General features: G+C 64.2%; 10 protein-coding genes. 4 read left to right on the top strand and 6 right to left on the bottom strand.

Translation table 11 applies throughout. From position 1 onward, the window contains the following. Nucleotides 1-42: 42 nt before the first annotated feature. The gene (locus L6D89_RS00415; protein ID WP_236198417.1) at nt 43-675 is read right to left on the bottom strand and encodes a TetR/AcrR family transcriptional regulator; all 633 of its coding nucleotides are present in this window, start codon (nt 673-675) and stop codon (nt 43-45) included. A gap of 97 nt (nt 676-772) precedes the next feature. Between L6D89_RS00415 and L6D89_RS00420 the strand changes: the two genes are divergently transcribed. The 4 genes from L6D89_RS00420 to L6D89_RS00435 all read left to right on the top strand — a co-directional run bounded on the left by L6D89_RS00420 (nt 773) and on the right by L6D89_RS00435 (nt 6,913). Then, nucleotides 773-1,876 (top strand): efflux RND transporter periplasmic adaptor subunit, encoded by a 1,104-nt coding sequence (locus L6D89_RS00420; RefSeq protein WP_236198418.1) that lies wholly within the window; start codon nt 773-775, stop codon nt 1,874-1,876. 6 nt (nt 1,877-1,882) lie between these two features. Beyond that, the gene (locus L6D89_RS00425) at nt 1,883-4,951 is read left to right on the top strand and encodes an efflux RND transporter permease subunit (protein WP_236173140.1); all 3,069 of its coding nucleotides are present in this window, start codon (nt 1,883-1,885) and stop codon (nt 4,949-4,951) included. A gap of 915 nt (nt 4,952-5,866) precedes the next feature. Beyond that, nucleotides 5,867-6,346 (top strand): BRO-N domain-containing protein, encoded by a 480-nt coding sequence (locus tag L6D89_RS00430; RefSeq protein WP_236198419.1) that lies wholly within the window; start codon nt 5,867-5,869, stop codon nt 6,344-6,346. A 372-nt stretch (nt 6,347-6,718) separates the two neighbouring features. After that, a complete protein-coding gene (locus tag L6D89_RS00435; RefSeq protein WP_236198420.1) occupies nt 6,719-6,913 on the top strand; it encodes a hypothetical protein in 195 nt (64 codons plus the stop codon). 97 nt (nt 6,914-7,010) lie between these two features. On the opposite strand, the gene L6D89_RS00440 is transcribed toward L6D89_RS00435, so the two are convergent. From L6D89_RS00440 to L6D89_RS00460, 5 genes are all read right to left on the bottom strand, one after another. Continuing rightward, a complete protein-coding gene (locus L6D89_RS00440; RefSeq protein ID WP_236198421.1) occupies nt 7,011-7,688 on the bottom strand; it encodes a DUF4197 domain-containing protein in 678 nt (225 codons plus the stop codon). 107 nt (nt 7,689-7,795) lie between these two features. Next, a complete protein-coding gene (locus L6D89_RS00445; protein WP_236198422.1) occupies nt 7,796-8,194 on the bottom strand; it encodes a YbaY family lipoprotein in 399 nt (132 codons plus the stop codon). A gap of 85 nt (nt 8,195-8,279) precedes the next feature. Further along, nucleotides 8,280-10,379, bottom strand: coding sequence for a YjbH domain-containing protein (locus L6D89_RS00450; RefSeq protein ID WP_236198423.1), 2,100 nt, complete (start codon nt 10,377-10,379; stop codon nt 8,280-8,282). Next, complete coding sequence (locus L6D89_RS00455; protein ID WP_236198424.1) at nt 10,376-11,152, bottom strand: capsule biosynthesis GfcC family protein; 777 nt, start codon at nt 11,150-11,152, stop codon at nt 10,376-10,378. Before L6D89_RS00455 ends, L6D89_RS00450 begins: the two co-directional genes overlap by 4 nt. Continuing rightward, nucleotides 11,149-11,805, bottom strand: coding sequence for a YjbF family lipoprotein (locus L6D89_RS00460; protein ID WP_236198425.1), 657 nt, complete (start codon nt 11,803-11,805; stop codon nt 11,149-11,151). Before L6D89_RS00460 ends, L6D89_RS00455 begins: the two co-directional genes overlap by 4 nt. Between the last annotated feature and the right edge of the window lie 7 nt (nt 11,806-11,812).

The raw sequence follows: 11,812 nt of genomic DNA on the forward strand, positions 1-11,812 counted from the left end.
TCCTACAGGATGCCTGGGAGCTCAGGTGCGGGCCTGGCTTCGTCAGGGCCTGAAGGCCTTGAGGAACAGCGCCACCACTTCCTGCGCGTGAGCTTCGGTCTCTTCTTCGCTTGGCGGCTCGACGCAGCCGATCATCAGGCGGAAATGCACGCAGCCCTGTACCAGCATCAGGAAGTGCTCGGCCGCCCGGCGTGGGCTGTCCATTTGCAGCTTGCCCTGCTGGCGCGCCTGTTCCAGCAGGCGTTCCATCTGGTCCAGCACGCGCTGCGGGCCGGCATCGAAGAACAGCTGCGAGAGATGTGGATTCTGCCCGCCCTGGGCAATCATCAGCCGGCTCAGCGCAATGGCCTCCGGGCTGTTGATCAGTTGATTGAAGCCGCGAGCCAGGTTCAGCAGCAGGCTTTCCAGCGGCGCATCGGCCGATGGTTCGGCGAACAGCTCGGGCAGGTTCTCCGCGCACTTGGCCTGCACCGCCTCGACGAACAGCGTCTCCTTATCCGTGAAGTGGCTGTAAACGGTGAGCTTGGAGACCCCGGCTTCCGCGGCGATGGCTTCCATGCTGCTGCCGTCGTAGCCATGGCGCACGAACAGCTCCTTGGCGGCTTCGAGGATGGCTTGGCGCTTGGCCGGGTCCTTGGGGCGACCCGGTCCGTTCGATGAGTTCGATGGTGACATGTCTTTACATTTCTAATACTGGACTGATGGGTTCTGTATTTTTACTATACCGGTGAGTATAAGAATTCCAACCGCGTTTTGCGAAAGGTCACACATCATGTTCCGCCATGCTCTGTCTGTCGCGCTGCCTGCTGCCTTCATCCTTTCCCTTTCCGCCTGCGGTAGCGGCGAGCCTCCCAAGCCCGCCGTGCGCCCGGCCATCGTCGTGCAGCCGCTGCCGGCGCGGGACATCACCGAAGCCTATCCCGGCGAAGTGCACGCCCGCCATGAGCCGGAACTGGCCTTCCGCATCGGTGGCAAGGTCAGCAAACGCCTGGTGGAAACCGGCGAGCGGGTGAAGAAGGACCAGCCGCTGGCGGAACTCGACCCTGAAGACGTTCGCCTGCAACTCGAAGCCACGCGCGCCCAGGTGGTCGCCGCCGAAGCCAACCTGCAGACCGTGCGCTCCGAATACACCCGCTACAAGACCCTGCTCGAGCGCCAACTGGTCAGCCAGTCGCAGTTCGACAACATCGAGAACACCTACCGCGCCGGCGAGGCGCGGGTGAAACAGATTCGCGCCGAATACGACGTGGCCAGCAACCAGGCTGGCTATGCGGTACTGCGCGCACCCCAGGACGGTGTGATCGCCACCCGCCGGGTGGAAGTGGGGCAGGTGGTCGCCGCCGGCCAGACTGTCTTCACCCTGGCCGCCGATGGCGACCGCGAAGTGCTGATCAGCTTCCCCGAGCATGCCTTCGAGCGCTTCCGGGTCGGCGAGGCAGTGAGCGTCGAGCTCTGGTCACAGCGCGACAAGCGCTTCAGCGGCAAGATTCGCGAGCTGTCGCCGGCAGCCGATCCGCAGTCGCGCACCTTCGCCGCGCGCGTGGCGTTCGACGACGCCAAGGTGCCTGCGGAACTGGGCCAGAGTGCCCGTGTGTACATCCATGCCGAGGGCACGGTGCCGCTGGCGGTGCCGCTCGCTGCGCTGACCTCGGAAGCCGGCCAGCCGTTCGTCTGGGTGGTCGATCCGAAGACGTCCACCCTGCATCGTCGCCCGGTGCGTATCGGCCCTTATGCCGAGGACCGCGTACCGGTGCTCGAAGGCCTGAAGGATGGCGACTGGGTAGTGGCAGCGGGTGTCCAGGTGCTGCGTGAAGGTCAGGAGGTACGGCCTGTCGACCGGGAGAACCGGTCGATCAAGCTGGTGGCGAAGGAGTAACGCCCGATGCAATTCAACCTCTCCGCCTGGGCACTGCAGAACCGCTCCATCGTCCTCTACCTGATGCTCCTGCTGGGCATCGTCGGCGCGCTGTCCTACTCCAAGCTGGGGCAGAGCGAAGACCCGCCGTTCACCTTCAAGGCCATGGTGGTGAAGACCAACTGGCCGGGCGCGACCGCCGAGGAAGTCTCGCGCCAGGTCACCGAGCGCATCGAGAAGAAGCTGATGGAGACCGGCGACTTCGACCGCATCATCTCCTTCTCCCGCCCCGGTGAATCGCAGGTGACCTTCGTCGCCCGCGAGGATTTCCATTCCCGCGACATTCCCGAGCTCTGGTACCAGATCCGCAAGAAGGTCAACGACATCCGCTATACCCTGCCGCAGGGCATCCAGGGGCCGTTCTTCAACGATGAGTTCGGCACCACCTTCGGCAATATCTACGCGCTGTCGGGCAAAGGCTTCGACTACGCGGTGCTCAAGGACTACGCCGACCGCCTGCAGCTGCAATTGCAGCGGATCAAGGACGTCGGCAAGGTCGAACTGATCGGCCTGCAGGACGAGAAGATCTGGATCGACCTGTCCAACACCAAACTCGCCACCCTCGGCCTGCCGCTGGCGGCGGTGCAGAAGGCGCTGGAGGAGCAGAACGCGGTAACCGCCACCGGCTTCTTCGAGACGGCCACTGACCGCGTACAACTGCGCGTTTCCGGGCGTTTCGATTCGGTGGAGGACATTCGCTCGTTCCCGATCCGCGTTGGCGACCGTACCTTCCGCATCGGCGACGTGGCCGAGGTGCACCGCGGCTTCAACGACCCGCCCGCGCCGCGCATGCGCTTCATGGGCGAAGACGCCATCGGCATCGCCGTGGCCATGAAGGACGGCGGCGATATCCTGGTGCTGGGCAAGAAGCTCGATGCCGAGTTCGAGCACCTGCAGCAGACGCTGCCGGCGGGCATGGAGCTGCGCAAGGTGTCCGACCAGCCGGCGGCGGTGCGCGAGGGCGTGGGCGAGTTCGTCCGCGTGCTGGCCGAAGCGCTGATCATCGTGCTGCTGGTGAGCTTCTTCTCCCTTGGCCTGCGCACCGGCCTGGTGGTGGCGCTGTCGATCCCGCTGGTGCTGGCGATGACCTTCGCCTGCATGTACTACTTCGGCATCGGCCTGCACAAGATTTCCCTCGGCGCGCTGGTGCTGGCGCTGGGCTTGCTGGTGGACGACGCGATCATCGCCGTGGAGATGATGGCGGTGAAGATGGAGCAGGGCTACGACCGGCTCAAGGCGGCGAGTTACGCCTGGACCAGCACGGCCTTCCCGATGCTCACCGGCACCCTGGTCACCGCCGCCGGCTTCCTGCCGATCGCCACTGCGCAATCGGGCACCGGCGAATACACCCGCTCGCTGTTCCAGGTGGTGACCATCGCGTTGCTGGTGTCGTGGATCGCCGCCGTGGTCTTCGTGCCCTACCTGGGCGAGAAGCTGCTGCCTGATCTCGCCAAGCGCCACGCGGAAAAGCACGGCGGCAGCGACAAGGGCCACGATCCGTACTCGACGCCGTTCTACCAGCGTTTCCGCCGCGTGGTGGAGTGGTGCGTGCGCTATCGCAAGACAGTGATCCTGCTGACCGTGGCCGCTTTCATCGGCTCGATCATGCTGTTCCGCCTGGTGCCGCAGCAGTTCTTCCCGCCATCGGCGCGGCTGGAATTGCTGGTCGACCTGAAGCTGGCTGAGGGCGACTCCCTCACCGCCACCACCGAGCAGGTCAATCGCCTGGAGAAAATGCTCGCCGAGCATCCGGGCATCGACAACTACGTCGCCTACGTGGGCACCGGTTCGCCGCGCTTCTACCTGCCGCTGGACCAGCAACTGCCGGCGGCGAGCTTTGCGCAGTTCGTGGTTCTGGCGAAGAGCCTGGAGTCGCGCGAGGAAATCCGCCAGTGGCTGATCAAGCACATGAACGAGGACTTCCCGACCCTGCGCACGCGCATCAGCCGCCTGGAGAACGGCCCGCCGGTGGGCTACCCGGTGCAGTTCCGGGTCTCCGGCGAGCACATCCCGGAAGTCCGCGAACTGGCGCGCAAGGTCGCCGACAAGATGCGCGAGAACCCCCACGTGGTGAACGTGCACCTGGACTGGGAAGAGCCGAGCAAGGCGATCTTCCTTGACATCGACCAGGAGCGTGCCCGCGCCCTCGGCGTGAGTACCTCGGATATTTCGCAGTTCCTGCAGAGCTCGCTGACCGGCTCCACCGTCAGCTACTACCGCGAGGACAACGAACTGATCGAGATCCTCCTGCGCGGCGACGAGCGCGGCCGGCATGACCTGTCGCAGCTGCCCAGCCTGTCGATGCAGACCAGCAGCGGCCGCAGCGTGGCGCTGTCGCAGGTGGCGACCCTGGAGTACGGCTTCGAGGAAGGCATCATCTGGCGGCGCAACCGCCTGCCCACCGTGACCGTGCGTGCCGACATCTATGACGACTCGTTGCCGGCCACATTGGTGAAACAGATCTCGCCGACGCTGGACCCGATCCGTGCCGAATTGCCGGACGGCTATTTGCTGCAGGTCGGGGGCACCGTGGAAGACTCCGCCAAGGGCCAGGACTCGGTGAACGCCGGCGTACCGCTGTTCATCGTGGTGGTGCTCAGCCTGCTGATGATCCAGCTGCGCAGTTTCTCGCGGATGATCATGGTGTTCCTCACCGCGCCGCTGGGCTTGATCGGCGTGACTCTGTTCCTGCTGGTGTTCCAGAAGCCCTTCGGCTTCGTCGCCATGCTCGGCACCATCGCCCTGGCGGGGATGATCATGCGCAACTCGGTGATCCTCGTGGACCAGATCGAGCAGGACCGCGCCCATGGCCTGGATACCTGGCACGCGATCATCGAAGCCACCGTGCGGCGCTTCCGCCCCATCGTGCTGACCGCCCTGGCCGCCGTGCTGGCGATGATCCCGCTGTCGCGCAGCGTGTTCTTCGGGCCGATGGCGGTGGCGATCATGGGCGGCCTGATCGTCGCCACGGCGCTGACCCTGCTGTTCCTGCCGGCGCTCTATGCGGCATGGTTCAGGGTGAAGAAAGAAGTCTGACGAGGGCACGCAGCGGCGTGAATCGCGCATGCAGGGCGGATAACGCAGCAGCGTTGCCCGCCCTGTAGAGGCCGGCGGATAACCTGTTCCAGGTTATGCGCCCTACGGTGCTATCAGCGCCGGCGTTCACTGGTAGGAGCGAGCTTGCTCGCGAACCCGCCCAGCGCAGGATTCGCCGGAAGGCCGTTCGCGAGCAAGGACTGGGCGTCCCCCTCGCTCCTACAGTTCGATTCCTCATCGATCCTCGGCGTAGGGCGAATAACGCGCCAGCGTTGCCCCCCCCTGTAGAGGCCGGCGGATAACCTGTTCCAGGTTATGCGCCCTACGGTGCTATCAGCGCCAGCGTTAACTGGTAGGAGCGAGCTTGCTCGCGAACCCGCCCAGCGCAGGAGCTGCCGGAAGGCCGTTCGCTAGCAAGGACTGGGCGTCCCCCTAGCTCCTACAGTTCGATTCCTCATCGATCCTCGGCGTAGGGCGAATAACGCGCAGCGTTATCCGCCGTCTGGCCGCCCGAAACGAATCGTCCGACATACGCGAACCTTTCGACCTGTCACCCTCATGACCTTTTCCTGAAGCCGATTCCCAGGCCCGGATCGTTCCGTAAGGTACGTGGTAATCGTTCAGGAACCGCCTGACTCTTCAACGGCGTTGCGGTCCTACAAGCCTGCTGCTTAGCGTTCTCCCCACCACGGAACAGCCGTGGTCAGGTGTGGAAACCTGTAGTGCTCCAGCTATCGCCATAGCAGGGATGGCCCGGCCTTTTCGAAGGCCGGGCCAACTCTGGCTGTCCATGGCGGACCGTGTGAGGCGGGCCTCGGCCCGACCGGTCGATAGCTGTAGCACCCGGTTTCCACCCTTGCACGGTCCGCCTCCCTTTCCCGGGGGCGGCTCTTTCGCTGTACGAGGAGAGACCGCATGAACCCTTCGACGATGTTCCCGGCCAACAATGGCCTGAGCTTCCACACCTTCCAGCGCTTCGACCGCACCCTGCGTGGCCTGATGATCGATCGCCAGGCCTGGTTCCCCGCCCGCGACCTCGCGCGCCTGACCAATTCCGATGTGAGCGGCCGCACCACCCGCAAGCTCGACCCTGACCAGTACCGCTGGGAGCGCCTGGTCGGCAGCCGGGAGGACGAACTGCTGGTCAGCGAAAGCGGCCTCTACACGCTGCTGCTCGTGTACTTCTACCACCCGGAAAACCGCAACCTGCGCCAGTGGCTGAGCAACGAAGTCGTACCGACTCTGCGCGATGCCCAACTGCCAATGGGCTATGGCCCTCGTCAGGCTGTGCGCGAGGTACAGGGCCACCCGCTGGCCGTACTAGAATGGCAAGGCAGCATCTGGCTGCGCCTCGGCGACGCTGGCCGCTTACTGGAGCGCGGTAGCTTCTCGTAGGATGGCGTGGAGCGAAGCGATACCCATCGCCCGTAGCACCTGCAGGAGCGGGCCATACCCGCGAATTGCGTGCATGGTGCGCTCCTGTAATTCGGGCGTGGCTCTGGACTTGCACGATCACCGCCTCGCACGAAACGGTGATTGTCCAGTACGTCTATGGCCTAAACTTGCGTAGGAAACTCCTGGCGAGACTTTGCACACAAGTGTGCCGCTCAAGCATTCTTAATTAAAAATCAGAAAGATCCGGTGCTGAAATAAGAATACAAAGGGAGCCGAACGAGGCAAGAAGGTCGGTAGGCCGATCACACAGCCCGCATCCGGTGCACCGAGCGCCCTCCGCATGACAGTGGGCCAAGCCCAAGGCAGGACAGCATGAAGCTGCGAAAAGAAATTGAAAATACCATCCGGGAAGCGCGCGAAGACCGCGCCAACGCGGCTCTGGCGATCTGTGTACTGCTCGAGGAGAGGCTGGGGCTTTCAGAGGGGGGCTGGTTCGATGATGACCCGCTTGCGCTGCAAGCCATCAACGAGTGGAAGGCTTCCGTTGCGCCTCAGCACCAGAGTTGAGCAACAGAGAGAAGATTAGCCAGCGTGTGATTTCCATGAGCAGATTTGAAAGAGCCCGGCGTTAGCCGGGCTTTTTCTTTTGTTGTCGAGGTGAAGCTCAGAGCACCCCGAACACCTTCTTCGCCAGGCCAGTAGCGGCGGCGGTCGGGTTCTGGCGGATGGTCTTCTCCTGATCGGCGATGAGCTTGAACAGGCCGTCCAGTGCTTCCTCGGTCACGTAGTTCTCGATGTTCGCGTTCTTCGCGTCGACCACGCCAAAAGCGGCGGCCTGGCTGGCGAAGGCGTTGTACTGCTTGGCCACGCCGACCTGGTCGGTGGCCTGCTTGATGATCGGCAGGAACTTCGCGCGCAGCTGCTCGCGGCTGCTGCGGTTCAGGTAATCGGTGGCGGAGTGCTCGCCGCCCTGGAGGATGCCCTTGGCGTCGGTCACGGTCATCTTCTTCACCGCGTCCACCAGCAGCGCCTGGGCCTGCGGCATGGCGGCTTCGGCGGCCTTGTTCATGCTCGCTTCGAGCTGGTCGACCTGGGCGCCCATGCCGAACTGCTTCATGGTCTTGGCGGCCTTGCCCAGCTTGCCGGGCAGCTCGATGCGCACGGCCGGGTCGTTGCTGAAACCGCCGGGCTGGCTGAGCTGTTTCACAGCGATTTGCGCACCCTGGGTCAGCGCGTCCTTCAGGCCGCCGGTGGCGTCACTCTGGCTGAGGTCGGAGAGGGACAGGGCGAAGGCATTGAAGGACAGCAGGGCGCCGACCAGCAGAACGGGGAATCGCAGCATCGATACTTCCTTGGCGAAACCCGGCGATGTCGAACCGCCGAGGTGGAGAAGGGAGGGGGGAGATTAACGGAGTCTGGCCGCCGGGGAAAACCCGGCGGCGCGGTGAATCAGCGCACGGGGTCGACGCGGACACGCAGCGGCTGCGGATCGCTACCGTCGAGTTTGACGCTGTGGCGCTCAGTGGTGATGAACAGCAGGCGGCCGTTGTCCTCGATGCGCGCGCTGACGGCGTAGCTATGGCCCGGCTTGACCTGGCTGCGGTCGTAATCCAGGTGGAACGCCTGCGGCACCTGGCGCCCCGGCTGCAACTGCTGCCGGGCCAGATCGACGGCAGGGGCATCGGCCAGCGAGACGTCCTGCAGGCTGACCGTGACCTGGGCCGTCGGTGGCAGCGCCATGCGCTGCAGGTAGAAGACTTCGCCGTCCAGCGACGCCTTGTCGCCGGAGGGCGTGGAGCTGCAGGCGGCGAGCAGGCCGGTCATCAACAGGAGTGGCAGGGCTTTCATGGTGGAACTCTCCTTGGTCACGAAGGGGCGTCTGACCATTGTGGGTGACTTTGGTTTCCGCGCCATGATCTGGAGGATCGTCGAGTTATTTCACGATGCGTCCGAAGAGGTTCTGGAACATCAGCGGGTCGCGGCCTTCGGTGAGGTCGTAGAGTGAGTAGTAGTGGTTGAGGCGCGCGCCGCCGTCGCGGGTCAGCGGGTCCCAGGTGAGGTTGGCCCTGCGCATGGTGGAGCTGCTCATCAGTTCGTCGAAGGGGATCGACACATAGATGCCTTTGTCGAAGCTGCCTTCGCCGAACTCTTCCTTGCTGGCGCTGGTGAGCGTGACCCAGGCGCCAAAGCGCACGCCGTTGCTGAACTGCCGCGAGAGGTCCAGCGTACCGCCCCAGTCGCGCGCCAGATAACGGCCGGCGCTGACCTGGGCGAGGATGTCCTCGAAGCCGGTCTGCCAGTAGAGCGTCACGAAGCCGGTGGCAACCTGGTAGTCGCGCAGGCCGAAGTGCTGGTCGAAATCGCGCTGGCGCACCAGGTCGAGGTTGGCGCCCAGGGCCCAGGATTCGTTCATCGGGCGATAGAGCAGCTCGCCACCGATGCCGGCGTACATGGTCTCCAGGTAGCCGCCGTAAAGCATGCCGTAGAGGTCCTGGTCCAGCCGAGCGGTCTTGTTCAGCTGGAAGGTGGGCAGCGTGACGTTCGAGGTGGTCATGTACTGGCGGATGTCGGTGCGTACCCGCGGCAGGTTGCTCGGTGCGTCGTAGGTGAAGTTGTCGTAGTTGTTGATCAGGTTGACGCTGAGCAGGCCATTGCCCCACAGGCTCGGGGTGAAGCGGTATTCGCTGTCGAGATCGGCGGTGAATTGGTACAGAAGGAAGTTGTCAGGCCCGCCGATGCTCTGGTTGTAGCCCAGCCCGACGTTGTAGCTGAAGGCGTCCGGCCGCTGGCTGTAGAGCTGCTCTTCCTGTTGCGGTAGCGGCGCCGTCTGTTCGGTGGTGCGGCGCAAGTCTTCCAGCGGGCGTTCCTGGTTCGCGACGTCGCGGAATACCCGGCGCGGCACGCTGGTTTCGACCATGGGTTGGCCATAGCGTGTATCGACGACGGTGAACCATTGCACGTCGTCATCGACGCTGTTGTCGAGAATGCGCGCGGTGCGGCCGACGGCCTCGGGCGGGTACAGATAGCGGGTCTGTTCGCCATAGACCACGACTTCACTGTTCTTGCGGGTGATGCGCTCCACCTTGTAGCCGGCGTTCTCTTCGACGCGCCGGGAAACATCCGCCCAGTCCACGGTATCTGGCTCGCGCTGGGCCGCGTTCTGCTGCAACGGTTCCGGGGCAGGATCGTTGACCTTCGCGGGGGCCGTGCGACTGGCAAAGTTGGTGTGCAGGGTGATGCCGAACATGGCGGTGTTGCCACGCTCGAAGGCTGCATGCAGGTCGATGGAATCGCTGGCCTTGAAGACCATGCCGATGTTGAACGGCGAACGCTGCTTCTGGTTGTTGTTCAGGGGCTCGTGCTGATAGTCGTTGCCGTCATACTCGAGCTTGAGGGACAACGGCTCCCACGGCGTTTGCCAGTTGATACCGCCGAACAGGGAGGGACGGCCACGGAAATAGCTATTAGCGTCGAACGACCCCGCGCGCGCTACATCCGAGTCCGGTACTGGGCGGCTTTTGAACCTGTCATCGACCCAGCCCAGAGGGTTATCCAGATCACCGCGATTGCCGATGTAGCCCCATGCCAGCCCCAGACTGAAATCGAGGTCACCCACACGCTTGTTGCCGACGAAATATTCACTGGAGAACAGCCCAGTACCGCCGATATCCCGGCCGCCAAGCGCAATCTCGGGCGCCCAGCGCGACTCCTGCAGCAGGCGGAGTTTGACGTCGAAGGACTTGTCCTTGTAACTCTGGTTGCCGCTGAAATCCTCTGCACCGTATCTGCGGTTGCTGATCGAGGTATAGCGGAAGGTGCCTTCCAGCCAGTCGAAGGGTTGCAGCGAGAAGCTATAGCGCGAATAGGGATCGGTGCGGTTGGCGTTGATGCTGATTTCCCCGGCTGGCGCCATGCGCGCGGTAGGGGTCTGCAGCAGGCCTATGCCGCCGAAATCGTTCTGCGTGTAGCGCGGGTCGGCAACCGCCAGGCTGGCACCGGCCAGCAGCAGGTAGAAACTGTGGCGAGGCTTCATGGTGTTTCCGCCGGCAGGGGTTGTGTGGCCAGGAAGTCGGCCAGTTCGCGACTCAAGTCCGGGGCGCTGTCCTTGATTTCCCGGGCATCCAGCGGCACCAGCAGCACGGCGCCCGGGGCCGGTGGGGCGGCTTGCTCCTGGCGGTTCCACAGGGCAACGCCCAGCCGGGTGACCTGGCCGTCAGGCTGGATCAGGTAGAGGTAATCCGGGTCTGCCTCAGCCAGTGCGGGGCACTGCGGTGCATAGCGATAGGCCGGTTGCAGCGGGACGAAGGGCAGCTCGCAGTCGTTCGATACCGCGCCGATGATCCGCACGGTGGTCGGCCGTGGCGGGAAGACCAGCCGATCGCCGCCTTGCAGCTTTGGCGAGTGCTCGGCGTTGAGCTCTATCTGCAGCGGATCGAGGTGATAGGACTGGCGGCCGGTTACAGGCAGGGCGATCACCTGTTCGCCGAGACGTCGGGCGATATTCGCCAGGCCGGGCTTGTCCTGCAGCAGGGCAAGACGTTGCACCTGGCTCAGGTCGAACAGGACTCCAGCCCTCAGCCGGCGTTGCTCCCGCAGCAAACTTTGACGCTGCCAGGAGGCACCCAGCCAATAGCTCTGCGGGTTGACCTGAAGTTGTTGCAGCAGCATGCCGAGGCGAAGGCCTTCGTCGATTTCCCTGACGCCCGGAGCGGGCAGTTCGCCGAGTACTTCGACCCGTGTTGCCGCATGGGCGGTCGCGCCGGCTGCAACGCTGGCCGCGAGCAAGGCTAGCCGAATCATTTTCATGGCTGGCTCCGCAATGGGCGCAACTGGGTAATGGTGACGTTGAGGCTGGGCGTGACCTGCTGGCGGCTTTGCAGGATGAAGCCGTCACTAGGGTCGACCCAATAGCTGTTGGTGGCCGCCATGTTCTTGATCGGCGCGCTCAGGTGCTCGTCAATGCGCAGCAGCCTGTGGTCCTGATCGAGGATGCGTACGGTCTCATTGCCAACGCGGCGCAGCTTGCCGGTGAGCGGAACGTCCAGCAGGTAGCCGGGCCCGAGGTCGATCCAGCGCTGGCTCGCCTGCTCTTCGCCGATATGCAGCAGCCCGCTGATGAAGGGCGAGTCCGGCGCGAGGCGGGTGCCCAGCAAGTCATCCGGGAAACCCAGCGTGCGCACCACCACGCCATCCTGCAGGAGCAGCAGCTGGCGCGAAGAGGCCTGCCAGTACTGCAGGTCGCCTTGCGTGCGTACCAGCGCCATCACTGCCGAGCCGTACTCGGTGGTGACCTCGATCTGGTAGTAGGGCAGGGCATTGACCTGGGCACGTGTCAGCTCCAGCGGAGCTGGGCTGCCGAAGCTGGCGCCCAGCGTATTCAGCGAGGCCTGCATCAGCGGGTTACAGGCGGCCAGGGCGCAGGCGAGCACCACCAACGCGAGGAGGCGATAGGCGTTCATGAGGCGC

It is taken from the genome of Pseudomonas pseudonitroreducens (genome assembly GCF_021603645.1).
GTDB lineage: Bacteria > Pseudomonadota > Gammaproteobacteria > Pseudomonadales > Pseudomonadaceae > Pseudomonas > Pseudomonas pseudonitroreducens.

What these genes read in the sequence shown, in the direction of transcription:
- L6D89_RS00415 (WP_236198417.1), bottom strand. Translation starts at nt 675, where the DNA reads ATGTCACCATCGAACTCATCGAACGGACCGGGTCGCCCCAAGGACCCG.
- L6D89_RS00420 (WP_236198418.1), top strand. Translation starts at nt 773, where the DNA reads ATGTTCCGCCATGCTCTGTCTGTCGCGCTGCCTGCTGCCTTCATCCTT.
- L6D89_RS00425 (WP_236173140.1), top strand. Translation starts at nt 1,883, where the DNA reads ATGCAATTCAACCTCTCCGCCTGGGCACTGCAGAACCGCTCCATCGTC.
- L6D89_RS00430 (WP_236198419.1), top strand. Translation starts at nt 5,867, where the DNA reads ATGAACCCTTCGACGATGTTCCCGGCCAACAATGGCCTGAGCTTCCAC.
- L6D89_RS00435 (WP_236198420.1), top strand. Translation starts at nt 6,719, where the DNA reads ATGAAGCTGCGAAAAGAAATTGAAAATACCATCCGGGAAGCGCGCGAA.
- L6D89_RS00440 (WP_236198421.1), bottom strand. Translation starts at nt 7,688, where the DNA reads ATGCTGCGATTCCCCGTTCTGCTGGTCGGCGCCCTGCTGTCCTTCAAT.
- L6D89_RS00445 (WP_236198422.1), bottom strand. Translation starts at nt 8,194, where the DNA reads ATGAAAGCCCTGCCACTCCTGTTGATGACCGGCCTGCTCGCCGCCTGC.
- L6D89_RS00450 (WP_236198423.1), bottom strand. Translation starts at nt 10,379, where the DNA reads ATGAAGCCTCGCCACAGTTTCTACCTGCTGCTGGCCGGTGCCAGCCTG.
- L6D89_RS00455 (WP_236198424.1), bottom strand. Translation starts at nt 11,152, where the DNA reads ATGAAAATGATTCGGCTAGCCTTGCTCGCGGCCAGCGTTGCAGCCGGC.
- L6D89_RS00460 (WP_236198425.1), bottom strand. Translation starts at nt 11,805, where the DNA reads ATGAACGCCTATCGCCTCCTCGCGTTGGTGGTGCTCGCCTGCGCCCTG.